The sequence below is a fragment of the Lactiplantibacillus herbarum genome (assembly GCF_001039045.1).
In the GTDB taxonomy this organism is placed as follows: Bacteria; Bacillota; Bacilli; order Lactobacillales; family Lactobacillaceae; genus Lactiplantibacillus; species Lactiplantibacillus herbarum.
Genome location: NZ_LFEE01000001.1, coordinates 168,002 through 190,942, shown reverse-complemented (window position 1 = coordinate 190,942; position 22,941 = coordinate 168,002). Strand labels below are relative to the sequence as shown.

Below are 22,941 nucleotides of genomic sequence, written 5' to 3'. Positions count from 1 at the left end.
AATCAATCTAGGCTACAATGTTTCACGTGAAACATTAGCCATTATCCCGGATAAATACGAGTCAACACTGCCAACAGTTTATCATTGGCCTCACACGCATCCTGAATACTCTCTAGCATTTGTTCAGTATCATCTGTCTGTTGCGTTAAATCATACCACGCCTTCACTTCAGCATGATGCGTATCATCAATTAAATGGTCCGGGACACCCTTAGCTAAGCGAATATTGCCTACTGATTGTTGCTGTATCTTCTGGCCGATTTGATCAACGACCACTGCTAAATCAAGTAATGGGGTACGGACGGTTTCATCAAAATCAGCACTCAACTGGCGAAAGCCACTGCCGTCACCAATCTCCCAGTTACCACTAAAACCGGCTTGTGCCACCGGATCAGTCGTCCGATGATAAGTCACATAGTGCACCGGCATCGGCCCCTGAACTAACAGCCCTGGCATCGTTTCTAAGTTAGTATTCAGCGCAGCCAACTCAACCTCACGAAAGTCATGTGAATTCAACTCATAACGCGCGCCAATCAGCTGATAATCTACCAATCCCATTGCGTGTACTAACCCTGCTTGCACCTTATAGCCATCGTAGCCCACTCGTAACGCATCAAAAACGTCAATGGCTTGATGGTCCGTTTTAATACCAAAATTGGGACCTGCACCTTCTGGAAAAACTAAATTACACTGATATTGAAACGTAATCCCAATTACGTCTAAGTCCAGATTAGCTTGCTTAGCCTCATCCGTGAACTCACCAAAATATCCTGCCACTACTCTAAAATTCATACGTCAGCCTCCTCAACCAGCCACTAAATGTATTCGCTTTCGCTATTGATATCATTATAAATTTTACGCGGCTAAATTAAAAGTTATTAGTCACAATAACACTCGTACTCAGCTTATATTTTTTAGTGAATTGGCCTGACTTTAAGCTGTCCTTTTTCAACTCCTGAAAATAATGCTCTACTCATTTTGAGTCATCAATTTTATTTTCATCCTTGACAATTGATTTTCAAAAGCAGTATACTTCTCTCAACAAAATATCGTCCTTATAAACCAATGAGGTGGAGATCAAGATTATCGTGCCCGCACAGAGAGTCATCGTTGCTGAGAGTATGGCCGAACGCAGATAATTAAATGGACCACCGAGGGCTTTTCCGAAATCAGCGTGCTGAGAGTACGGAAAGACGTGTGACATACGTCAGTTGTCAGGGGAATGTTGGTTCCCTGTAAAGAGGAGTTCACAGCTAGTTTTTTGGACTAGTGTGAGCTTAATTAAGGTGGCACCGCGGGTAAAACCGTCCTTAACAACAGCATTGGCTGATTAAGGACGGTTTTTTTGACTTTAAAACGGGGTGAAATATATGGTATCCACACGATGGCAACGCTCAATGATTAACTTAACCGCACACGACACTACTTTTGGAGGACAGTTATATCATGAGCTTATCAACATCACACAAACTATTATTAACCATCGGCGGCGTTGCCATTATTGGTGGCATCACCTTCGCCGTTAAATCGTCTTCACATCCAGCTAAGGCCACTCAATCGCAAAGTATTAGCCTATCAACCAGTTCCAGTATCATGACCCTCGACCCAGCTAAAATGACCGATGGCGTCTCAAGCACACAACTGACTCAAATCGACGAAGGACTCTATCGTTTGAATAGTAAAAGTCAGGCCACGAACGCCCTCGCCACTAAAACAACCGTTTCAGATGGCGGTCACGTTTATACCATCGATCTACGGCACGATGGTCGCTGGAGCAACGGCCAAAAAGTCACTGCTCACGACTTCGTTTATTCATGGGAGCGGACGGTTGACCCTAAAACTAAGTCAGAATTCACTTATCTATTTACTAACATCAAAAATGCCGACGCAATTTCGGCCGGTAAGCAATCGCCTAAGACGCTTGGTGTTCAGGCCGTTGGCGACTATCAACTGAAGATTACGTTAAGCAAACCCGTCTCCTATTTCAAAAAGATACTAGCCGGCGCGACATTCTACCCTGTCAGTCAGCAGGCCGTGAACAAGTATGGTAACAAATACGGTACCTCAGCAGCCAAAACCGTCTATAACGGGGCATTCACCCTCCAAGGCTGGACTGGGACCAACAATTCATGGACTTTGAAGAAGAACCCCACTTACCGAGCTCATCAAACGGTGAAACTCAACCGCATCAATTACCAAGTCTTGAAATCAAACACGACCGCTTATAATCTGTATCAAGCTAAAAAGTTAGACGCCGTTACGTTAAGCGGCGAAGAAAACGTTCAAAATCAAAATAACAAAGATTTGAAAACATTGGCTGGTGGTCGAATTGGCTTTATCCAATATAACCTTCACGACAAAACAGCGGCTAATCAGAATCTCCGAACAGCAATTTCATTGGCGATCAATCGGAAACAACTGACTAACAAAGTTCTCGCGAACGGTTCAATTCCAGCTACCAGTTTTGCCGTCCGTAATATGGCTAAGAACCCCAAGACGGGCGCTGACTTTGTTGACGATGCTACTGTCAAAGGAACCACTAGCTATGATTTAACGGCTGCTAAGGCTGCTTATCACAAGGCTCAAAAAGAACTTGGCAGCAAACACCTCACCTTAACGATTACTTGCGGTGACGATGATGTCACCCACCAAGCGGCTGAGTTCATTCAAGGCCAGCTCACAAGTCACTTACCCGGCTTAAAAGTGACCATCAAGGCGATGCCATTCACTGCCATGATTGGCAAAGTCTCCAAGGGTGAATTCCAGATGAACCTGACGAGCTGGAGCATGGACTACGCAGATCCTTCACAATCGCTCACGATTTTGACCGGCGACAGCAATTCCAACATGGGCCACTATCAAAGTAAGACCTTTGATCAGGCCATGCAGGATGCTGACGGCAAGGATGCGTTAAATGCCACGGCGCGGTATCAGGACTTAGTCAAAGCGGCTCAGACAGCGGCTAATGACCAGGCTGTGACACCACTGTATGATGGCCGCTCTCACGTCCTAGTTAACTCAAAACTCAAAGGTGTCACCTACAATAACTTTAGCGGTGCAGCCGATTATCGAACGGCGTACGTTAAGTAATAAATAGTCAAAAAAAGGCCTATCCATGAATAAAAATTCTGGATAAGTCTTTTTATTATTTAGAAATGTAACGTTTCTTTTGGTTGACCAACACCCGCATCAACATAGACATCGGTTAATTTCAATTCAAAAACTACTAGTGTCTTGCCGATTGCATCCCAAACCTGTTGGTAATTCGGAATGGTCTTCAAATATTGAGGTAACAAATCGGTCATCGTTTTATCCGAGTGCCGTAATTGAACGTGTTGCGCACGGAGATACGGATTATTAGGCGTCCCATCATTTGGAATAGTGATGAAAGCAATGTCTGGCTGTTGCTCATAAATCTTCAAAGCGGGACTAGTGTTAACTGATGAGAAGTATAACGTATCTGGCTGTTCTTCATACCAGACAAAATTCACAATTTTGACATCTGCTTCGCTATTCAATGCCGTACTAAGTGCAATCTTATTCGTTGTACCAGCGACCTGTTTTAAGCCTGAAATGTCCATGATGACGTGACCCCTTTAATATCGAATTTATTAGTTTAATTATACCGCAATCCTTCTAAAAGGGGAACATAGGTTTGTGATATACTAATAAAAACCACTTATCTTCTAACACTATTGGGCGATGTATTTTAGCAACAAGCCAATAGCTCATTAACACCAATTCAAGCAGTAGAAAGTAGTGACCCCATGAAAATCATTATCGCCCCAGCTAAAAAAATGCTTGTCGATCAGGACTCGTTCCCTATCAACACTACACCACAATACTTAGCTCAAACGGAACAACTACTACAACGATTACGTCAATTAAATTACACTGAAATAAAGTCACTCTGGCACTGCAGCGATAAAATTGCGCAGCCTAATTACGACTTGTTACAGCAACTAGACCTCCATCAACACTTAACGCCAGCACTATTAAGTTACAGTGGGATTCAATACCAATACATGGCCCCCAATATTTTTACGGAGGCTGCCCTGCAATACGTTCAAGATAATCTTCGCATTCTATCCGGTTTTTATGGTATTTTACGTCCCTTTGATGGCGTCGTCCCATATCGGTTAGAGATGCAGGCAAAGTTAACCATTGGTGACGCCAACAACCTCTACACTTTTTGGAATAGTCAGCTTTATCAATCCTTAACACCCGAGCCAGAACCAATTATTAACTTAGCTTCCCAAGAGTATGCCAAGGCAATCACGCCCTACCTTGCACCTAACCAGCCTTTTATTGATATCGTCTTTGCCAGCATCATTGACGATCGGCTCAAAGTTAAAGCAACCTTAGCTAAAATGGCACGCGGCGCGATGGTTAGATTTTTAGCTGAGCATCAAATTCATGATGTTGCAGCAATCAAGAGCTTTGATCACCCGGATTATCAGTTTTCTGAGGAACGCTCTTCTGCCAAGCGGCTAGTTTTTATCTATCAACACTAAAAAAACATCTGACTACATTACTAGTCAGATGTTTTTTATCTTAATTATGTTCATTACACACTCACTTAATTTCCCGGGAAATAATTACTAGAAAATTTTACGACATTAATCATGAACCACCAACCATTCCTGCAATCTTTCAAAGTAATCTGCTGTTTCATCAATAAATGCCATATGCCGACTATGTGGAAATAAAGTCCACTCAGCATTTGGTAGCTGATCATACATCGTCTTGGCAATCAACGGCGTACATAAGTCATCGGTGCCACTAGTAATTAACGTTGGCACCCGTAACTGACTTAACTTCTGAGTATAGTCATAGTCCGCTAACGTTCCAGTTGGGCAATATTCGTTAGGCCCCCACGCGACATGGTAAGACTCAACACCCACATTTTTAGCACGTCGTAAAAATTCAGGATCAGCTAGCGTAATTGGTCCGGCAGCATGCTGTTCCATGAAGTGCTGGTTGGCCGTTTGATAAGCCGTATCAGTAAAATCATTTTGGGTTTCAGCCGCAGCAATTGCATTTTGGTCAGTCGCTGACATTAATTTAATCATTCGATGCTGTTCTTGAGCCCAGAGCGATGCTGATGACAAGGTACTTGCAAGTATCAAGCTTTGCAATCCTTGTGGCTGATAATCACATCCATAAATGATGGCCAACATGCCACCCCATGACTGTCCTAATAGATGAACTCGTGTTAACTGTAAGTGTTCTCGTAAAGCTTTTAACTCGGCGACCCACGTTTCTGCTTGCCACAATTGCGGCTTATCTGGCATTGAAGACCGACCACACCCCAACTGGTCATACATGATAACAGGCCGTCCAGTTTCTTCGACAAAGCGATCAAAAACCTCAAAATAATTATGCGTTGAACCCGGTCCACCATGTAACAGTAATAATGGGATTTTGGACGATTGCAAATGACCAACAACCCGGTAATAAGTTTGATAGCCACGAAATGGCATATAACCTTCCTGAATATCCAAGTACACTCACCTCCGCTTTGTTTAAGTCCATTATAACCACTACCTATTTTTTGAGAAGTGAATCTTTAGTTGATTCTAATCTGAATCAAATGACGACAATTGTGTAAGCGCTGTAATTAAGGCGTAAATAATTCAGAGACAGGTGATTTAATTATGACATTGAGTGTTATCACAATCTTGGGAATCGGATTAATCACGGCAACTGGCGCTCATTTTATTAAAGGTGCTCAGGCAATGCATGTCGGTACTATCGGACAACATACAGGAAGTATGCCAGCAAACTTACATCAAATTGATTTCCATTAATAACTAACAGTAACAAAAAAGTAGTGATCGGTTCAAAATGCCAATCACTACTTTTTAATATCGAAATATTAACTTATAAAGCGTATAAATATTCATTTACTTACTAGCAATATCTGCTTCTAATGACGCCGCCAGGTCCTTCAATAACGTCAGCGTTTCATCCATATTAGCTCGATAATATCGTTCTGTACCGATCTGGTTCACTGCTAAAATCCCTGCATCTAGCATCAATTTCAAATGATGTGAGATTGCTGGACGTGACAATGATAATTGCGCCGTAATCTGATTAACTGTCATTTGATCTGTCTTACACAGCATCACTAATATTTGTTGCCGGTTCGTATCTTGCAACATCGTAAAAATTGGCACCCCTGCTTTAAAAATTTCCATTGTTCGTTCTGCCAAAAGATCACGTCCTTTCACGCATCAGCGTTTATGTTCTTAAACCATTTAACGCTCGCCCTTATCGAAAGTCAAATAGTAATCGTCGACTTTTTGTAAGCAACAGCATAGAATCATTGGCATGGTTCGTTCAAGATGTTAAACATTTAAACGCTTATGGAGGAATTACCAATGAAGGCTGCCGTTATTACAAAATACAAACAAGAATATCCCGTCATTACCGACGTTCAAACACCAATAATTCAACCCAATGACGTTTTAGTCCGGATTATCGCTGCCAGCATTAATCCTATTGACCTCAAAACTAAGGATGGCGGCTTAAAAGTCTTACTAAAATATCAACTGCCGCTCACTCTAGGCAGTGACTTTGCTGGTATAATCACTGCAGTTGGCCCCTCAGTAACTAATTTTCAAATTGGTGACGCGGTATACGGCCGAGCTCCTAAAAATCGGATTGGCACCTTTGCTGAATATATCGCAATTGATGCTACTGCAATTGCGTTTAAACCCCACAATTTAACTTTCGAAGAAGCCGCTGCCGTTCCACTAGTCGGTTTAACTAGCTATCAAGCGCTCCATGACATCATGCAAGTTCAACCCGGGCAAAAAGTGCTCATTCAAGGCGGCTCTGGGGGAATCGGTACCATTGCCATTCAAATTGCCAAACATCTAGGTGCCACCGTTGCAACCACGACGAGCGCGAAGCATTTTGAGCTCGTAAAGTCCCTCGGCGCAGATATTGTCATTGACTATCACCAACAAAATTTTGCCGATGTTTTATCAGATTATGACTTTGTCTTTGATACTCGTGGCGGAAAAACCTTAGAAGACGCGTTTAAAATTATTAAACCAGGTGGCCAAGTTGTTAGCATCTCTGGACTACCTAATGCTCGTTTCAGTAAAGCGTACGGCGTTCCCCACTGGCAGCAACACTTATTCGGGTTGCTGACGCATCGACTCAGCAAACTTGAAAAACAGACTAAAGCAACTTACACGTTTCTCTTTATGCAACCCAGCGGCGCGCAACTCGATATTTTGCGACACCTCATTGAGCACAAGTCTTTAAAACCCATTATCGACCGAGTTGTGCCCTTTAAAGACATTAATTCAGCGTTACAATATTCGTATTCTGGCCGGGCGACCGGTAAGATCATTTTAAGGATAGCTGAGGAGTGAATTTCATGAAAAAAGTCTTAATCGTTGAAACTAACGTTGCTCATTACGGTGGCACCACTGACCCCACCGGTTTATGGTTAGGTGAAGCCGCGGAATTTGTTGATGAAATGCAACGCGCCAACATCGCTGTCGACTATGTCAGTCCTCACGGTGGTTTCGTACCACTCGATCCACGTAGTATGAAATACACCGATGAAGCTATCATGGCTATCTATGAGAATTCAGACTTTATCGAACGCGCCCTGACTAATACTTACCGACCAGATCAAATTGTACCGACTGATTACAGTGCCATCTATTATACAGGCGGCCACGGTGTTATGTGGGATTTCCCCGACAACGCCGAACTCCAAGCCATTACCCGTACCATTTATGCCAATGGCGGGTACGTTACATCCGTCTGTCATGGTATTGCGGGTCTTCTTAACGTCAAAGATCAGACTAACCACTACTTAATCAAGGATAAGAAGATTACGGGTTTCACAGCTACTGAGGAAGTCATTGCGGGCAAAAAACGAGTCGTTCCCTTTCTCAACCAACAAGCAGCTACGGCCCACGGTGCTCATTTTAAAAAACGCCGCTTTTATCGTGAATATGCTGTACGCGATGGCCAATTGATTACTGGTCAAAACCCATTTTCAGTTCGAGCGGTCGCTAAACAATTAGTTAGTGCGTTGGCTTAATAACAAGCCTCACTAGCAATCTTTTTTCAATTTATTGCAACCAAAAAGCATTTAGGAAAAGTGTCTCACAATTATTCAATAAATAATTGTGACCTACTTTAAAATCCTAAATGCTTTTTATCGTTTCACCTGCCATTCGAAAATCTGTTCACGTAAATCACCAAATGGCGCATGATCAACGTATATCTGTCTGGTATCCTGAAAGCCACAGCGCTGATAAAAACGTTGGGCACGCACATTATCAGCTAATACCAATAAATAAATTTGGGTGAAGTTACGTTGCAATCGCTGTAAAGCTTGTTCAATCAATTGCCGTCCGACACCCAGACTTTGATAGTCTGCCTGAACATAGATGGAATACAGTTCGCCACAGCCAGTTCGAGCTGCATGCCGAGCTGGGCCAAAGCTACATACACCTATGACTTTACCTGACATGGTTGTTGCCAATAACATATTCTGCCAACGACGTTCTGGATGCCACGTGGCCGGTGTAAGCTGTTGTAAATAGGATATTGGCAACAAGTTGCGATAGGCTGACTGCCACGTATCATAATATAATTGTCGAATCTCATTAAAATCACTGTTCGCCCGCGCATTTACGATTTGATAATCATGAGTCATCTAGTCAGCCCCCTTCCTTAAATTATATTCATATTAGCGGTTCACAACCTTTTATACAAATAGTATGTGGTAATACCCTCAAGTGGCACATCTGCTAGTTGTCCATAGAGCTGATATCCTGACTGTTGATAGAATCCCAATGCTTGGTAGCTTCGCGTTGAGAGCGTACTAGTGATAATTCCTTGTTGTCGCGCCCAAGCTTCGGCTACTTCCAGCAACCGCGATCCAATTTTTTAATGGCGATAATTTGCTAGCACTGCTAAAGTGGTTATTTTTACCTGCTTGTCTATCTGATGCATCAATAACCCACCAACAAGATACTGGCCATCATACATCGCTAATCCTTTAGTTACTCGCATAGACACCTGATCTAACGCTAATTGTTCTTGTCGTTGTCGGTCAAGAATCATTATTAAAAATGGTTCTACCGTTTTGGGTGCTACTGTTCGAATAATCATCTTTCACTCCCCGTTTTTCTCCGACTATACTAGAAATTATTCACGGCTTCCCATATTTTATGCTGTTCGCAAAATTAACGGACCAACTAACGACCAGATTTAACTTAGCTAATGTTCCATGTGAAACATCAAAAAGCATCACCGAATTGGTTATTTTCCGGTGATGCTTCATCATTTAGCTACTACATATTATTCAGTTAGTGCAGCTAATTCCGCCGCCGTATACCGATACGGCACGTGCGCCATCGCCGGCACTTGATCCCAAGCTACCGGATAACCCGCACCGTGTGCACAAAAAACGGAGTCCGGTGTATTCTCTAAATCAGCTGTCGGTACATATTGTGCCGCTTCCTGCACTTCAGCCGCATTATGACAAGGTCGATAACCGTCGACAAGACACTCTAATTGCCCCTGACCATGTGTATACGCCCGCACTTCCTGCGAATAGGACTGCATTTCCGCAACCGGTGCTAAGCCGGTTAAAGTGGTCAGTGCCGTCCCATCCGTTGCCACACTAGTGTTGGCAACGGGAGGATCAAATTGCCCCTGCATACGTTGAATATCATTCATTGCCCGCCCAATTTGATCTTGCCCAACTTCTAATCGGAACCGGTACCAAGGTTCCAGCAATTGGCACGCCTCATCTTGTTTAAGCATCATCAGTCCTTGCCGCAATGACCGCCAAGTAGCTTCCCGAAAGTCACCGCCGACTGAGTGAACAATGCTGGCTTTCCCAGTAACGAGCGTGACTTTCACATCCGTCAACGGTGAACCAGTAAGAACACCTAACTGAGTTTTAGCCTGCAAATTAGCTAAAACTTGATGCTGCCAATTTCGTCCCAAAGTCTCGAGCGAGCAATCAGCCGCAAATTGTAAGCCGCTGCCAAGCGGTGCTGGTTCTAGTAACAGATGAACCTCCGAATAGTGTCGCAACGGTTCAAAGTGCCCGACACCTTCAACTGCTTTAGTAATCGTTTCTTGGTACAGAATACTTCCCGTGCCAAAACTAACGGTCAATTGGAACCGATCCTTCAATAACTGTTGCAAAACTTCGAGCTGAATCGTTCCCATAACCTGTACACGTAGTTCCTGTAACGGCTCTGACCACGTTACGTGCAATTGTGGGTCTTCATCCTCCAGTTGTCGCAAAGCTGTTAAGCAAGCGTGTAAATCGGCTTCTTGAGGCTCTAGCGCGTAAGTTAAGACCGGCTGCATCACCGGTTGTTGTGCATCCGCTGCCTGACCCAATCCCTGTCCCGGATAAGTTCCTGTCAATCCCGTTATCACACAAACATCGCCGGCCATAACTTCCGGCTGTGTCGTATACTTCGTCCCATTATAACGGCGTAACTGATTAACTTTTTGTTCTGCTAGAACCAGGTCTTTAGGTTTGATCGAACCACCCGTGACCCGGACCCACGTTAAACGCTCACCCTGTTCATCATGCGTGATTTTAAAGACCTGCGCGCCAAATTCGTTAGTCGTTTCCCGTGACATGGTCCAGTTATCGAATCCCGCCATTAGCTCATCGACACCGGTTAATTTAAGGGCCGCACCGAAGTAACATGGAAAGATTTCGCGCTGTTGAATCATCTGGCGTACCGTCTCATCAGCTAATTCACCGGTTTCCAAGTAATCAGCTAACACGTCTTCATTTTGCATCGCAATATTTTCAATCGTATCATCTGACAATACTGGCTTATCGCCGTTTGCCGACTTAAATCCCACACAACCGGGAGCTAAGGTTTGTTGCAGTTGACTCAATAATTGCGCCTCATCCGTCCCCGGCGCATCCATCTTATTCACAAAAATAAAGGTCGGCACATGGTAGCGCGCCAATAATCGCCATAACGTCCGCGTATAGCCTTGGACACCATCCGTTGCTGAAACGACCAGCACCGCGTAATCCAAGACGCTCAATACTTGTTCAGTCTGAGTCGCAAAATCAACGTGTCCCGGTGTATCTAGTAAGGTTAACTCCAGATCACCGTACTTCAGATTAGCTTGGTGCGAGAAAATCGTAATCCCCCGCTGCTTTTCCAAGTCATCCGTATCCAAAAAGACATCCCCATTATCGACTCGTCCCAGTTGCCGCAGCGCACCCGAACGGTAGAGCAATGCTTCGGAGAGTGTTGTTTTCCCAGCATCGACATGGGCGACGATGCCCGCTACAATTTGTTTCATCTATTCTGGCTCCTTCTGTCGTAAAATTCTCGTTACTTGTAGTATACCGGTTATATCGCCATAACGAACGAATAAACTCGGCAATAAGCTTCAATATTGGTTAAAACGAGCTTATCCAAACATCATATTAAATTCAGTTTTCTAAACAAAAAGCACCACCGATAAAAATATCGGTGATGCTGCTTCCTAATTTTCAGTTGTTAGATAATCTAAAATAGCAAATAACGCTTGCTGGTTTTCTTCCGGCACCGGTGTTTGTAAAATTTCAGTCGCCGATTGCTTCAACACCGATCCCGCAATATACGCACCATCATTTACGACCATTTCACGGACATTATCCGCTTGTGGTTCAAAATGAAACTGCATCCCTGCCACCCGATGATTCATCACAAACCCTTGATTCTTAACCGCCGCACTAGAAAATAATAACGTCGCAGCGGCTGGAATTGCAAACATCTCTTCATGCCAATGTAAGACGTTGAGTTCTGCTGGCAGAGCGGAAATGATCGTTGATTGCCGATAGACCGGTTCCCAGCCAACTTCTTTAGCTGGCGCTTTCGTTACCGGATAACCCAATGTTTTAGTAATCTGCTGAGCGCCATAACAAGCCCCGAACATCGGCGTATCACGATCCAATAGCTGTTGAATCAGGACTCGCTCTTGCTTGATCCAAGACAAATCATCGTTAGGACTCATCGGTCCCCCGAGAATAATTAGCATATCCGTTTCATCAGCCGTTGGAAGTTGACCAAACTGGTATGGGTGATACACATACATCGTATGGCCGTGGGCGTGAATCCAATCAGCAATCATACCAGGACCCTCATTAGGGGTATGTTGTAAGACATTAACGCGCATTAGTGATCCTTTCTACCAACGGCAATGTTTGGACTGGGTATCGCCTGCAATTACCCAAGATGACGTCAGTATAACATATCGGCCATATTGTACTGCCGATACGCCTATGATTAGTATTATAATAAAAGCACTAGGTCTCATTGGAGGATTTTATGGATGCACAGATTTTTTTCACTCAAGCTAAACACCAACTACACTTGCCTGCAGATACCCCATTGCGGGATGCTTACCAATTCGGTGCCGAAGCTGACACGCTGGCACAATTAGTCTTATCTGGTATTAAAACGGCCACTACTAGCGCCTACGACCTATACGAAGTGGATGAACCAGTACCAGAAGTTGGTGGTTACGACGTAATTCTTAACAGTCACAATGTTCCCGTCTGCGTCACGATTACCGACCAAGTTACGATTAGTCCTTACTTAGCGGTTGATTCCACTCACGCCTATCTCGAAGGTGAAGGCGATCGCACTTATGCCTATTGGCGCCGCGTTCACGATGCTTTTTTTACGTCGGAATACCGCGCGAATGGCTTAGTCTTTAATCCTAATACTGCGCAAGTTGTTTTGGAACGTTTTCACGTGGTCTACCCGTATTAGCCATGTATAAATATTTTAATTTGATAACCATTTAAAAAATGATGATATAAAAATAACCATGATTTAATCAAAGGAGGCAATTCCATGCATACAATCGAGCAACTCGATGACGGCCGGGCCGTTTACCTGAATGGCCAACGCATTAATGTTTCAACGATTCCAATCTTTCGCCGCACATTGGAACTGAACAACCAGTATTATCGCTTGCAACAGCAACACCCAGAAGTACATACCTATGAAGAAGATAGGCAAACCTATGATATTGCCTTTAAAGTCCCCCGCACCCTAGCTGATCTCCAACAGAAACATCAAGCCTATCAAGAAATTGCGCAGAGCAACAACGGGATGCTAGGACGCACTCCTGATTTTTTAAATACTGGGATGGCCGTTTTAGCAGAGCGTAGTGCCTTTCTAGGTCGCAACCGTTACACTGACTTCGCGGCTAATGCCAAAAGTTATGCGCAGTGGATCAAAGCTAATGACGTCTTCATCAGTCACGCACTCCAAAACCCACAGTTAGACCGGCAAAGAGCAATCAATGCTATTCCTTCAGGTTATGCTGGCGTCCATACAGTAGACCGCAATCAAGATGGTATCTTTGTTTCAGGAGCCAAAATGGTCAATACGATGGCACCGATTGCCGACGAGCTGCTCGTCTTTAATCCGCCCGAGTTGCTGCTGGAAAAGGGTGATACGAGTTACGCCGTAGCTTTCGCAACACCAATCAAAAGTCCTGGCGTCAAAGTTATCTGTCGTAAATTACTCGACCACCCTGACTATGGAACGGACGATTATCCATTAAGTAACGCACTCGACGAAATCGATGCCTACATTGTTTTTGACCACGCCTTTATCCCATGGAAGCACGTCTTTGTGGAGAACAACGTTGAGATGAGTAACCGATTCTTTATCGACTCTGGGATGTTCATTCATACGTCTCATCAAGATGAAGTCAGGGGTATCACCAAATTAGAGTTTGCCACCAGCGTTGCCATTCGAGTGGCACACATCCTCGGACTCGACGGATTTCTGGGCGTACAGGAGAAACTCGGCCGCCTTACCGCTAATCTGGAACTCATTAAGGGCACGATCAATCGTTCAGAAGAGCAGGGCCATCTAGATGAACTCGGCATCTACACGCCGAGTTTACAAGCCTTACAAGCCGTTCGTTCCACCCTTCCAGAGTTTTATGATGAAGCGTTAAAAGTCACCCAACACCTCGCCGCTGGTTCCATGGTCGGCGTCCCCGGCTTTGGCGAATTTACTGGTGAAAATTCAGCGCTTGTTACCCAGGCATTGACAACTGACCGGGCAACAGCCGAAGAACGTACCAAACTGCTCAACCTAGCTTTTGATTTAACGAGTTCCGGTTTTGGACAGCGTCAACTGATGTACGAATATTATCACGGTGGCGATCCGATGCGGATTCGATCACAGCACTATCAGCATGCTGACCTACAAGCCGGCAATACGATGCTTGATCACTTGCTAAAAGATTAAATCAAACAAAAAAATCCGACAAATTTGTCGGATTTTTTATTTAAAATAGCTTTATTCTAATAATATTTAATCAAAGTGCCGCCATTCGTGGTCTAATAGCGCACGAGCCACAAATAAGCCAAGCGGTAAGAACATAATAATTAGAATAGCCTTCGTTAACCACAACGAGCCTACTCCGATTTGATCACTACCGATACTGTAAATTCCCCGGTAAATATACAACCCGGGCACCATAATAACGATTGATGGTACCGTTAACGAAATTCGCGGATAACCATTGTAACGATTGATCAATGAGGCAATGAGACCAGCCACTAGTGCGCCACAGAAAGCAGCGGCAGCCGGTGGCATTGCCGTCAGCTGAACTAATTCTAATCGCAGGGTATTCGCAATCGCACCGATAAATCCAGCCGTCATGGCCATCTTCTGCGAGCTATTAAACATGATTGAGAATCCGTAGACTCCACAGAAACTAGCCGGTAGTCGCAACAGAAGCAATAACATCGGCGATAATCCTAATGGCAGAAAATCAGCCGGCTTGAAATTAACTAATGTGGCGACTAGCCAGCCTACCAACGTTGCAATCAAGGTGATCATGATCGCGTAGGCCAGCCGTTCCAATCCTGAGCGCATATCTAGTTTGGAAATATCAAGCATACTCGTAATGAACGGAAAGCCAGGAATCACGAAGAGCATAGCCCCAATGTATCCCGCCTCATGCTGGGACAATATCTGGAAGAAGTATTCAAAGGTCTTAAAACTCACCATGTACATTAGGCACGCAACCGCCACAGCAACGGCAATTCCCGCAATGGTTGTCAGCGAACGTTTCCCCATCCATGCCCGAACGTAGTTACCAAGGCCAGCGCCTAAAAATGTGCAGATCATTTCAGGAATCCCGCCACCTAGTAGAAAAATAAATCCGCTACAAGCTAATCCTGCTGCCAAACCAAGCACTAACGGCGAGTACTGTTTAGGACGGCTCTGAACTTCATCAATGGCCGTATGTACCTGTCTAACGGTTAACCTGGCATACTCTGAATCGAAATCTTTAACAAACTTCTCTAAGATATTCAGTTTATCCGTATTCACACCGGTATTGGGCAACGATAGCACTTGTGTATAACTGCGATCGTGATGAAAACACGTGTACTGAATTGAGATCAATCCGATATCGGCCGAACATGTTAAGTTCAAACTACGCGCCACGTGATTCATGGCGTCGCGGACCCGCCACGCCCCAGTTCCACAAGAAAGCATTAGAATGCCAATTCGACCAACAATCGAGGTCCGTTCTTGTAAACTAGCATGCTTAGCCGGAGCATCTTCATTACGAATGAAGTCCTTCCACGGAATCGTCATATGATGACGTTGTGAAAGTGGCACGGCCGGCTTACTATTTTTATCCATATTTACCTCCATGTTGATTACCAAAAACTTAAGTCTCTTTACATTCTAAGCCAGTTATCGTCATTTTAATAGTTCCGTTGTGACTTTCTTCTCCATCGAATCGACTTGCTAATTATTATGAATGTTTCACGTGAAACATTCTGCTAGTCGCGCATTGCGTCAAAAAGGCACCCAATCTCATTCAGATTGGATGCCTCAGTCATCATAATTCAGTTAGAAGCTTAGGCTAGTGCCGCTTCAATATTAGCTAAGGTTAAGTCACTAGTTGCGGTAAAGTTGACGTCTGCACCCGCTAAAACAGTGGGGTCGCCAATACCAATAGAGGTTTCACCAGCACCGTTGATCGATTGAATACCAACTTTGGCATCTTCAATCCCAGCACATTCTTCAGGCTTAAAACCTAGAACTTCAGCGCCACGCGCAAAGATTTCAGGATCAGGTTTGCCGTGTTTCAAAGTCGTTGGATCGACCCGCGCTTCAAAGTAATGAGCCAAACCTAATTGTTCCAAAACTAATGGTGAATTCTTAGATGCTGAAGCTAACGATAACTTGTAGCCATGGTCAGCAAGATCTGTCAAAAACGCTTCAATACCAGGCAAGATTGCGGTCTTGTCCATCCCCTTCAGCAGGTTCAGGTAGTTCGCATTCTTCTTTTCAGCATAGGCGACTTTTTCCGCTTCGCTATAGTCGTTTTCTTTACCACCAGTTTTAAGAATCAGGTTCAGGGAATCCATTCGACTAACACCCTTTAAGTTGTCAGCCAATTCGTCGCTCCAAGCAACACCCAATTCATCGGCTAATTGATGCCAAGCCTGTGAATGATAAACCGAGGTATCTGCAATCACACCATCTAGGTCAAAAACAAATCCTTTAATATCTGAAAATTTACTCATGACGTTCTCCTTAATAATCTTTGTTAATATTCATCAACGTGATAACGTTTCCAAAGATTATTATAAAGCGCTTACTGCGTTAATGCAATCGGTTGCACAAAATAATTATTTTTAGCCTAATATCACTAAATTATTCAGATGATAACAATCTCATCAATACTGGGATATCGGCGATGTTATACCTATCTATTAGCGTTTAGTAAACCATCAAAACTAACCATCTTTCATTCAACCGGTTGCATATAATTGCATAAGGCTATTCGTGTAACTCGTCCCGTGTTGGTATCGGCAAGGCCGCACGATACTGGTTACGTTCTAAGAATCGCTGCAGTTTAAAGCTCGCCGCTAATTTAAAACAAGTTTCTGCATCCCGCAGATCGCACCCCGTTAACTTCGTAATGTGCTGAAGCCGATTACGCAGAGTATTCGGATGCACATACAACTGCGTAGACGTTCGCGTTAAATTGCAGGTTGCACGTAAATACGTATCTAGGGTTGCAACTAACTCCGTGTGGTTACACGTATCATAAGTCATCAGTAATCGTAACGCCGGATTAATAAAGAACGGTAAAATTTCCAAGTGATTTACTCGCGCAAGTGCTAAGTTATAGAATTGGTCTTCACTAAAGACCACCCGCCCACGGACTGTTTTTAGTTTGGCAACCCGCTCACAAACCGTATACGCCGCAAAGGTATCCTCGGGATTACTGTAATGTTGCGACACAATCAAACGACAATCAGCCTGCTGAGTGATGAGTTGCAACGTATCCCTGAAGTCAGCCTGATTATAGGCCGCTAAATCAATCGAAATCAACGCAACGCACTGCTGATTGAACGTCGCTACCAAAACCTGCTGAAATTTTGGCAACATCAAGTATTGTAGCCGTTGTTGTAAGATCATCGGTGCTTGATCAGCCAGCGGTTCACAGCGCACTAACACCATTGCAGCAGGTAACTGAACACCTTGTTCAGCAAACTGATCCGCAAATGTCGTCCCCTGTCGTTCTGTTAATAACATTTTAAGTAATCGGTCGCGCTGCGATTCCGCAGTCGGCATAATTTGATTTTTGACTAGTGAACCCGCAATTACCTGACCAATCGCGTTGATTAGCAGTGCTTGACGGTCATTTAGCGGCTGATTCAAGGCCGGCATGACCAAATAACCGATTGGTTCATCCCCATTAGCTAGCGGCGTAATCAGCATCGGTCCGGCTGAGAGCTGATCCTGCGCAACGTACACTTGGGTCAAGAAATTAGGCGTATCAGGCGCAAAACCATGATCCAATAACCAGCGCCCCACCTTGTTACTCTCAACCGCTGCGTGAATACTAGCGCCATTCAACTGAGTCGTATGTGAGCGCGTCAAAATCTGACCATTTAAATCAATGATTGCTAGCGGATTCTGAAGCAAATCCACTGCTTGCGCTAGTGTTGTATCAAAATCCGCTGTAATCGCGCTGATTGCTAAAGTATTGATCATCGCTTGTAGTTCGATATCGTGATGCAGGCATTTACCCATCGTCATTAATAGTTTTAGTAGTTGATTCTGCCCCGCAATTACCGTTGTGATCCGTGTCCCCAATATCACTTGACCCACAATTTGTTCCTGTCCATGCCAACCATAACTCAGACGTACTAGCTGATTGGCCTGTGGCTCTAAATATAACCGGTTTGCTTGCAGTTCTCCCGTTGAACTAACAAACTGTACCTGCCGAATCTCCGGATTATGAACCAAGTCGGTCGTTATATTAATCTCAAAAGTAGCTGAAAGCTGCCGAATTAATGATTTAAGCTGCATGACGTGGACCCCCTTTTTACTCATTCGCATCATACCAATTGCCTTCATCATAGTTAATGTAAGCGCTATTGTAAAGTCGGTATTTACAGTAAAACCCACCGAATCGGAATCCATCCAATTCAGTGGGTTTTATTTTAAGCATTTAGCTACTACTATGTGTTCGTTATGCTAAGAAGTCAATCTGGGTCTTAGCGTCGTAACGAGTGGTGTGTAGCGGTTCCTGAGCTGATTTACCAATCGCAATCCCCATTACTGGGACATAGCGCTTAGGATCAAGATCAAGCGTTGGAATCATCTTTTCAAAATCAATTCCGGAGAAGGCGTTAGCGTCATAGCCGTGTGCACGCGCCATCAATAGCAATTGCATGCCGACAATTGAACAATCAATCGTCGCATCAAATTTCAAGAAGTCAGGTGTCGCATTTTCATACAGTGGTAGGAAGGTCCCCAAGATCTGGTCCAACCGTTCCTTAGTGATATTGCCATCTTCGTAGACCTTATTCCAAACATCGCGGTAAACCAAGTGTGACTGGGTATCACCGGCAATGAAGACGATGGCTGAAGCACTGTCAACTTGCGGATAGTTGAACTTCATAACGGCTTTTTTGAACTTTTCTTTGGCTTCTGGCGTATCGATAACGACGAAGTGCCAAGACTGCAAGTTGCAAGCGGAAGGTGCGGTCGCAGCTTCTGAGATCATTTCTTGTAATTCATCACGAGAAATCTTAACTTCAGGATCAAACTGACGAACTGAGTGACGATCAAAGACGACGTCCGCTAAATCATTGTTTACGAATTTTTTTGTTGCTTCTGACATAATCAAAACCTCACTTTTATGACCAAATTAGATGATGTAAGTCGTAGCTTTAGGATTGAAGAAGCCCCGGTCATAACGCCCCGTTAATAATTTTGGCATCGTCGTTTCAGCGTCGACTTCATCGAGTTTCAAGGTGTTGTACATTACTGACGTGTCCATGTGGAACCAAGCAGCCCCTAATGGTTTCAAGACTTTTAATTCACCAAATGGATCGTCATCCGTCGAATTCAATTCAATACTCAACTTGCCGGGTTCAACTTGATCCGTTAAGGAACGCAGCTGGCTCGCAATCAATTGAACGTTAGTAAAGTGGTTAGTCCCATCTTCATGTTGGTCAATACCATACTTGTAGAAGAAACTGTTCATTTCAGCTTCCTTGCCAAGGGCTAACTGACCAGCAAACTGTTGCATGATTGATGGATCATTCAATTCGCCAGCTTCCCATTTAACATTCAACAAGGTCTTGCCGTGACGAGCAACCGTTGCCGTCGCACTGTTGTCATTACGACGTAATTCGATAGCGTCAGCCAATTTCTTAGGAATCCCAGCACCTTCGCGACCAGCAATCACACCATTTTCAGCACCTGGGCCGTGTAGGAGTAAATTGATTGGGTAGGCGCCCATCATCTTGTCTTTATAGCTAACTAGTGCGAATAGGCTTTCTTCAAGGTATGGTGCCCCAAAGGTTGGTTTGCCCATGTGAACGACGTAGCCACAAACAACTGGTGCGACTAATTTCAATGGTGCGGGAATCAATTCTTTGAGGACTGCTTCGTCAGTTGCGTATGCAAAGCCAATCCCTGCTTGATCATTCATACTTGGTGAATTCAAAAAGTTTTTAACGTCTTCGTTGCTAGCAATTAATTTTGTCATAGTAAAACACTCCTTTGCTGATGATGCTAAATTTACATCAGGCCATCCATCACGTGTACATCTGGTGCGCCATCTTCAACGATCCGTTTTACCCGATCCTGAATGAGTGGATTGAATTCTGGATGAGTCAAAACGTAGAAACGATTGTCTTCTAAGGCTTTGAAGACGGTGTCCGCAATCGTATCGATTGGTTTACCGTTCGTAATCACATACTTCGCAAACTGCTGGCCCTTTAAGAAGGCTTCACTTTGATAGTATGGGTCCGTTGCGTCGGTGTATTGTGCTGGACGATGCTGTTCCGTGTGATATAAATCAGTTTGAACAAATCCTGGGCACATGACATGCATATCGATGTCGATGCCCGCCCGTTGTAGGTCGTAGGCAGTCGCTTCAGTCATCCCAACGGAGGCAAACTTGCTAGCGTGGTACGATGGCATTCCGGGAGTGTCAACTAACCCAGCGATTGATGCGACGTTTAGAATATCGGCATGGGTCTTCTGTTGAATCATGATTGGAATGATCCGTTTCATGGCATAAACCTGACTCATCAAGTTGATATGCATGATCCATTCCCAATCGCGAGTTGGTAATTCCCAAATCCGTCCTGGTAACGCGATTCCGGCGTTATTAATCAATAGGTCGATCCGGCCAAACTTGGCCATCGCCTGATCAACCGCGTCATCAACACTGTCTTCCTTAGTGACATCAGCGGTAATCATCAACGCCTCGGCACCTTTATCAAGCACTGTTTGATAAGTTTCCTTTAGTGCAGGTTCATCAATATCAACCATGACGATCTTCATACCGCGGTCAGCAGCCCCTTCGGCAATCACTTGACCAAACCCGTGTGCTGCGCCAGTAATGAACAATACTTTATCTTTAAAATCTTTCATGATGATGTGAATCCTCCTCCAGTTAAACTTTGTGATTAATTACTTTAAGTACATTGACTAAGACTGGTTGACCGGCTAACCATCTTAACTACAACTATATGGTAACGCTTACATAAATAAGTAGTAAGGGGTAAAAAGTCTACATTTACCTACCCCAAATTGGAGGTTTTCTCCATGCGTAATTATTCACAAAAAATTTACTTTGGATCATGGACGCCCAAAAAGGGCTTGGAATCCTATCCCAAGTCCTACTTAATCCGTTCACTTATCGTCTATTGTTTTAATTAACCCGTTTCAATACCGTTTGAAACCAGTCTTGATAACCGAGTTTATTCGTCACACGCGCTAAAGTCTCATCATCGTGAGTATAAACAGCCCCCGTTTTTAACTGTTCCGCATAGAGTTCTAGGTACGGTAGCTGACGTTGGCTGGCCAAGGCCAGTTCCGATTCAGCATCGTAAGCGACCTTGCGAAAATCGACAGCTGGTAGTCCGGCGTCATCTAACGTAATAATTGCGTACTGGGCCCGCAGATCCGTTAAGAAGCGCTCCCAGTGTGGAAACGGCATCCCAACCGTTCCTGGATTAATGATAAGCTGGCCCGCGCTACTCTGCCGTAATAATTGATGATGTGTGTGCCCGTACAGGACGATGTCGGCTTCAGAACCAGCTAATTCGTCAAAATTAGCTTGATCCGCTGCAGGCATGAGTTCCCCACCATAGTCTTTCGTTAGCAGGTTATGCGACAGCTGAAATTTAACGCCTGCGACCGTCATCATTTGACTGGTTGGTAAGTGCCGGATGCGTTTGATTTCAGCCGTCGAAAGCTGCTGCAGTAGGTTATCACCTAAGATGGTTAAGTACATGGAACCGGCCGTCGTATCCGTAATGGGACCGTCTATAACTTCGAATAGTCCTTCCTCCCAATTACCACGGATATACGCGGTTACATGAACCTCATCGAGAAGTGCTAATAAGTCACTGGTACCGGGGCCCGGCAAGAACAAGTCACCGAGAAACCAATAGTCCGTACAGTGCTGTTCCTGAGCGTCAGCCAAGACCGCTTTTAAAGCCGTCACATTTCCATGAACATCCGAAATAACTGCAATTTTCCGCATCGACTCACTTCTTTCGTAATCGGTAACCCCAGCATACTACTGAACTGCACGCTTCGTAAACTACTGTGGGTATTTCTGAATCATTTGCACAAATGGATAGTGTCCGCCGTTGGTTGCTTGCAGATGTTCACCACTGACTTGAAATCCTAATCGCTGATAGACAGTCTGGGCGCGGACGTTGAACTTAGCAACGTCCAGTACAATTCGACTAGGATGTTGCTGTAGCAGGACCTCATTGATGACGTTGCGAACAAATGCCATGCCGTTTCCCTGACCGGTTAAATCTGGCGCCATTCCCAAGCCAACTTCGACTTCATCCATATTATCCGTTGCTTCAACAACAAAATAGCCAATCAACTGATTTTGTTCAAGAGCTTGATAATAATTAGTGCCACGTTGCTCCGGCGTTACTAATTCCTCGTAGTCTTCAGGATCAGCAGTCGCGTCATAAAACGCATACTCATCTGGGTAGTGCCAATGATCCGCAATCAATTGCGCATTACTTTGCGTTAATCGTTCAAATTTCATTTCAATTCTCCTATCTGGTATCAAATAATGCCTAGTTTACCGTTTAAATGCTTTAATAATCAGATGTACGATCACTTCGATAACCACTATTAGCATGAAAAAGCCGACTAAGGTTGCGATTGCTAATAATCTTGAAGCTGGTGTTTCAACGTGCCCAGCACCATCAACTTGGCGCACCAAGATAAGCACAATTCCAAAAAATACGATAATCCCGACTCCTCCGTTCAGCAGCCACCATCGTTTGCCTTTCATCCCTAACCTCTCTGTTGAATATGACTCCACCAGTACTAACAATCTGTGGACCAGTGAAAGCTATTAACCC

At 44.3% G+C, this 22,941-nt stretch carries 25 protein-coding genes; 7 read left to right on the top strand and 18 right to left on the bottom strand.

Going from position 1 to position 22,941, the window contains the following annotated elements:
- Positions 1-41 precede the first annotated feature (41 nt).
- Entirely contained in the window at positions 42-791 is a 750-nt protein-coding gene (locus tag ACG95_RS00855) for a hypothetical protein (protein WP_047998674.1), read from the bottom strand.
- A 654-nt stretch (positions 792-1,445) separates the two neighbouring features.
- Here ACG95_RS00855 and ACG95_RS00850 point away from each other — a divergent pair.
- The gene (locus tag ACG95_RS00850) at positions 1,446-3,089 is read left to right on the top strand and encodes a peptide ABC transporter substrate-binding protein (protein ID WP_047998673.1); all 1,644 of its coding nucleotides are present in this window, start codon (positions 1,446-1,448) and stop codon (positions 3,087-3,089) included.
- A 59-nt stretch (positions 3,090-3,148) separates the two neighbouring features.
- Here the strand turns inward: ACG95_RS00850 and ACG95_RS00845 are convergent, their stop codons facing one another.
- Positions 3,149-3,580, bottom strand: coding sequence for a hypothetical protein (locus ACG95_RS00845; protein ID WP_047998672.1), 432 nt, complete (start codon positions 3,578-3,580; stop codon positions 3,149-3,151).
- A 186-nt stretch (positions 3,581-3,766) separates the two neighbouring features.
- Between ACG95_RS00845 and yaaA the strand changes: the two genes are divergently transcribed.
- Positions 3,767-4,513: a peroxide stress protein YaaA gene (gene yaaA / locus ACG95_RS00840; RefSeq protein ID WP_047998671.1), complete on the top strand. Its 747-nt coding sequence runs from the start codon at positions 3,767-3,769 to the stop codon at positions 4,511-4,513.
- 105 nt (positions 4,514-4,618) lie between these two features.
- On the opposite strand, the gene pepI is transcribed toward yaaA, so the two are convergent.
- On the bottom strand, positions 4,619-5,503 hold the full coding sequence (gene pepI / locus ACG95_RS00835; RefSeq protein WP_047998670.1) for a proline iminopeptidase: 885 nt from the start codon (positions 5,501-5,503) through the stop codon (positions 4,619-4,621).
- Between the two features lie 153 nt (positions 5,504-5,656).
- On the opposite strand from pepI, the gene ACG95_RS14570 reads away from it, so the two are divergent.
- Positions 5,657-5,809: a hypothetical protein gene (locus ACG95_RS14570; RefSeq protein ID WP_173425497.1), complete on the top strand. Its 153-nt coding sequence runs from the start codon at positions 5,657-5,659 to the stop codon at positions 5,807-5,809.
- A gap of 96 nt (positions 5,810-5,905) precedes the next feature.
- Here the strand turns inward: ACG95_RS14570 and ACG95_RS00830 are convergent, their stop codons facing one another.
- Positions 5,906-6,214 (bottom strand): ArsR/SmtB family transcription factor, encoded by a 309-nt coding sequence (locus ACG95_RS00830; protein ID WP_047998669.1) that lies wholly within the window; start codon positions 6,212-6,214, stop codon positions 5,906-5,908.
- 168 nt (positions 6,215-6,382) lie between these two features.
- Between ACG95_RS00830 and ACG95_RS00825 the strand changes: the two genes are divergently transcribed.
- Both ACG95_RS00825 and ACG95_RS00820 read left to right on the top strand, forming a co-directional pair.
- Positions 6,383-7,387, top strand: coding sequence for an NADP-dependent oxidoreductase (locus ACG95_RS00825; RefSeq protein ID WP_047998668.1), 1,005 nt, complete (start codon positions 6,383-6,385; stop codon positions 7,385-7,387).
- A gap of 5 nt (positions 7,388-7,392) precedes the next feature.
- Entirely contained in the window at positions 7,393-8,070 is a 678-nt protein-coding gene (locus ACG95_RS00820) for a type 1 glutamine amidotransferase domain-containing protein (RefSeq protein WP_047998667.1), read from the top strand.
- 117 nt (positions 8,071-8,187) lie between these two features.
- Here the strand turns inward: ACG95_RS00820 and ACG95_RS00815 are convergent, their stop codons facing one another.
- From ACG95_RS00815 to ACG95_RS00800, 5 genes are all read right to left on the bottom strand, one after another.
- A complete protein-coding gene (locus tag ACG95_RS00815; protein WP_047998666.1) occupies positions 8,188-8,691 on the bottom strand; it encodes a GNAT family N-acetyltransferase in 504 nt (167 codons plus the stop codon).
- 41 nt (positions 8,692-8,732) lie between these two features.
- Positions 8,733-8,909, bottom strand: coding sequence for a hypothetical protein (locus ACG95_RS14975; protein ID WP_420324091.1), 177 nt, complete (start codon positions 8,907-8,909; stop codon positions 8,733-8,735).
- A 15-nt stretch (positions 8,910-8,924) separates the two neighbouring features.
- A complete protein-coding gene (locus ACG95_RS00810; RefSeq protein WP_047998665.1) occupies positions 8,925-9,149 on the bottom strand; it encodes a hypothetical protein in 225 nt (74 codons plus the stop codon).
- A 189-nt stretch (positions 9,150-9,338) separates the two neighbouring features.
- Positions 9,339-11,333 carry an elongation factor G gene (locus ACG95_RS00805; protein ID WP_047998664.1) on the bottom strand — a complete coding sequence of 665 codons (1,995 nt, stop codon included), beginning with the start codon at positions 11,331-11,333 and terminating at the stop codon, positions 9,339-9,341.
- 186 nt (positions 11,334-11,519) lie between these two features.
- Positions 11,520-12,191, bottom strand: coding sequence for a type 1 glutamine amidotransferase (locus ACG95_RS00800; protein ID WP_047998663.1), 672 nt, complete (start codon positions 12,189-12,191; stop codon positions 11,520-11,522).
- Positions 12,192-12,343: 152 nt separating this feature from the next.
- Here ACG95_RS00800 and ACG95_RS00795 point away from each other — a divergent pair, with 152 nt between their 5' ends.
- Together ACG95_RS00795 and ACG95_RS00790 are read left to right on the top strand one after the other, a co-directional pair.
- Entirely contained in the window at positions 12,344-12,790 is a 447-nt protein-coding gene (locus ACG95_RS00795) for an ASCH domain-containing protein (protein WP_047998662.1), read from the top strand.
- A gap of 84 nt (positions 12,791-12,874) precedes the next feature.
- Positions 12,875-14,290 (top strand): 4-hydroxyphenylacetate 3-hydroxylase N-terminal domain-containing protein, encoded by a 1,416-nt coding sequence (locus tag ACG95_RS00790; RefSeq protein WP_047998661.1) that lies wholly within the window; start codon positions 12,875-12,877, stop codon positions 14,288-14,290.
- Between the two features lie 66 nt (positions 14,291-14,356).
- Here the strand turns inward: ACG95_RS00790 and ACG95_RS00785 are convergent, their stop codons facing one another.
- The 9 genes from ACG95_RS00785 to ACG95_RS00745 all read right to left on the bottom strand — a co-directional run bounded on the left by ACG95_RS00785 (position 14,357) and on the right by ACG95_RS00745 (position 22,871).
- On the bottom strand, positions 14,357-15,700 hold the full coding sequence (locus ACG95_RS00785) for a threonine/serine exporter family protein (protein WP_047998660.1): 1,344 nt from the start codon (positions 15,698-15,700) through the stop codon (positions 14,357-14,359).
- Positions 15,701-15,921: 221 nt separating this feature from the next.
- The gene (gene pgmB / locus ACG95_RS00780; RefSeq protein WP_047998659.1) at positions 15,922-16,593 is read right to left on the bottom strand and encodes a beta-phosphoglucomutase; all 672 of its coding nucleotides are present in this window, start codon (positions 16,591-16,593) and stop codon (positions 15,922-15,924) included.
- Between the two features lie 256 nt (positions 16,594-16,849).
- On the bottom strand, positions 16,850-18,391 hold the full coding sequence (locus ACG95_RS00775) for a PucR family transcriptional regulator (protein ID WP_047998658.1): 1,542 nt from the start codon (positions 18,389-18,391) through the stop codon (positions 16,850-16,852).
- Positions 18,392-18,554: 163 nt separating this feature from the next.
- A complete protein-coding gene (locus ACG95_RS00770; RefSeq protein ID WP_047998657.1) occupies positions 18,555-19,208 on the bottom strand; it encodes a nitroreductase family protein in 654 nt (217 codons plus the stop codon).
- A gap of 27 nt (positions 19,209-19,235) precedes the next feature.
- Positions 19,236-20,081, bottom strand: a complete 846-nt coding sequence (locus ACG95_RS00765; protein WP_047998656.1) for an acetoacetate decarboxylase family protein — start codon at positions 20,079-20,081, stop codon at positions 19,236-19,238.
- A 32-nt stretch (positions 20,082-20,113) separates the two neighbouring features.
- Positions 20,114-20,974: an SDR family NAD(P)-dependent oxidoreductase gene (locus ACG95_RS00760; RefSeq protein WP_047998655.1), complete on the bottom strand. Its 861-nt coding sequence runs from the start codon at positions 20,972-20,974 to the stop codon at positions 20,114-20,116.
- Between the two features lie 280 nt (positions 20,975-21,254).
- Entirely contained in the window at positions 21,255-22,091 is an 837-nt protein-coding gene (locus ACG95_RS00755; protein ID WP_047998654.1) for a metallophosphoesterase family protein, read from the bottom strand.
- Between the two features lie 60 nt (positions 22,092-22,151).
- Complete coding sequence (locus ACG95_RS00750; protein WP_047998653.1) at positions 22,152-22,619, bottom strand: GNAT family N-acetyltransferase; 468 nt, start codon at positions 22,617-22,619, stop codon at positions 22,152-22,154.
- A gap of 36 nt (positions 22,620-22,655) precedes the next feature.
- A complete protein-coding gene (locus ACG95_RS00745; RefSeq protein WP_047998652.1) occupies positions 22,656-22,871 on the bottom strand; it encodes a DUF3923 family protein in 216 nt (71 codons plus the stop codon).
- Positions 22,872-22,941: the final 70 nt, after the last annotated feature.

What these genes read in the sequence shown, in the direction of transcription:
- ACG95_RS00765 (WP_047998656.1), bottom strand. Translation starts at nt 20,081, where the DNA reads ATGACAAAATTAATTGCTAGCAACGAAGACGTTAAAAACTTTTTGAAT.
- ACG95_RS00785 (WP_047998660.1), bottom strand. Translation starts at nt 15,700, where the DNA reads ATGGATAAAAATAGTAAGCCGGCCGTGCCACTTTCACAACGTCATCAT.
- pgmB (WP_047998659.1), bottom strand. Translation starts at nt 16,593, where the DNA reads ATGAGTAAATTTTCAGATATTAAAGGATTTGTTTTTGACCTAGATGGT.
- ACG95_RS00745 (WP_047998652.1), bottom strand. Translation starts at nt 22,871, where the DNA reads ATGAAAGGCAAACGATGGTGGCTGCTGAACGGAGGAGTCGGGATTATC.
- ACG95_RS00805 (WP_047998664.1), bottom strand. Translation starts at nt 11,333, where the DNA reads ATGAAACAAATTGTAGCGGGCATCGTCGCCCATGTCGATGCTGGGAAA.
- ACG95_RS00855 (WP_047998674.1), bottom strand. Translation starts at nt 791, where the DNA reads ATGAATTTTAGAGTAGTGGCAGGATATTTTGGTGAGTTCACGGATGAG.
- ACG95_RS00845 (WP_047998672.1), bottom strand. Translation starts at nt 3,580, where the DNA reads ATGGACATTTCAGGCTTAAAACAGGTCGCTGGTACAACGAATAAGATT.
- ACG95_RS00800 (WP_047998663.1), bottom strand. Translation starts at nt 12,191, where the DNA reads ATGCGCGTTAATGTCTTACAACATACCCCTAATGAGGGTCCTGGTATG.
- ACG95_RS00755 (WP_047998654.1), bottom strand. Translation starts at nt 22,091, where the DNA reads ATGCGGAAAATTGCAGTTATTTCGGATGTTCATGGAAATGTGACGGCT.
- ACG95_RS00820 (WP_047998667.1), top strand. Translation starts at nt 7,393, where the DNA reads ATGAAAAAAGTCTTAATCGTTGAAACTAACGTTGCTCATTACGGTGGC.
- ACG95_RS00810 (WP_047998665.1), bottom strand. Translation starts at nt 9,149, where the DNA reads ATGATTATTCGAACAGTAGCACCCAAAACGGTAGAACCATTTTTAATA.
- ACG95_RS00850 (WP_047998673.1), top strand. Translation starts at nt 1,446, where the DNA reads ATGAGCTTATCAACATCACACAAACTATTATTAACCATCGGCGGCGTT.
- ACG95_RS00795 (WP_047998662.1), top strand. Translation starts at nt 12,344, where the DNA reads ATGGATGCACAGATTTTTTTCACTCAAGCTAAACACCAACTACACTTG.
- ACG95_RS00770 (WP_047998657.1), bottom strand. Translation starts at nt 19,208, where the DNA reads ATGTCAGAAGCAACAAAAAAATTCGTAAACAATGATTTAGCGGACGTC.
- ACG95_RS00775 (WP_047998658.1), bottom strand. Translation starts at nt 18,391, where the DNA reads ATGCAGCTTAAATCATTAATTCGGCAGCTTTCAGCTACTTTTGAGATT.
- yaaA (WP_047998671.1), top strand. Translation starts at nt 3,767, where the DNA reads ATGAAAATCATTATCGCCCCAGCTAAAAAAATGCTTGTCGATCAGGAC.
- ACG95_RS00790 (WP_047998661.1), top strand. Translation starts at nt 12,875, where the DNA reads ATGCATACAATCGAGCAACTCGATGACGGCCGGGCCGTTTACCTGAAT.
- ACG95_RS14570 (WP_173425497.1), top strand. Translation starts at nt 5,657, where the DNA reads ATGACATTGAGTGTTATCACAATCTTGGGAATCGGATTAATCACGGCA.
- ACG95_RS00760 (WP_047998655.1), bottom strand. Translation starts at nt 20,974, where the DNA reads ATGAAAGATTTTAAAGATAAAGTATTGTTCATTACTGGCGCAGCACAC.
- ACG95_RS00750 (WP_047998653.1), bottom strand. Translation starts at nt 22,619, where the DNA reads ATGAAATTTGAACGATTAACGCAAAGTAATGCGCAATTGATTGCGGAT.
- ACG95_RS00825 (WP_047998668.1), top strand. Translation starts at nt 6,383, where the DNA reads ATGAAGGCTGCCGTTATTACAAAATACAAACAAGAATATCCCGTCATT.
- ACG95_RS00815 (WP_047998666.1), bottom strand. Translation starts at nt 8,691, where the DNA reads ATGACTCATGATTATCAAATCGTAAATGCGCGGGCGAACAGTGATTTT.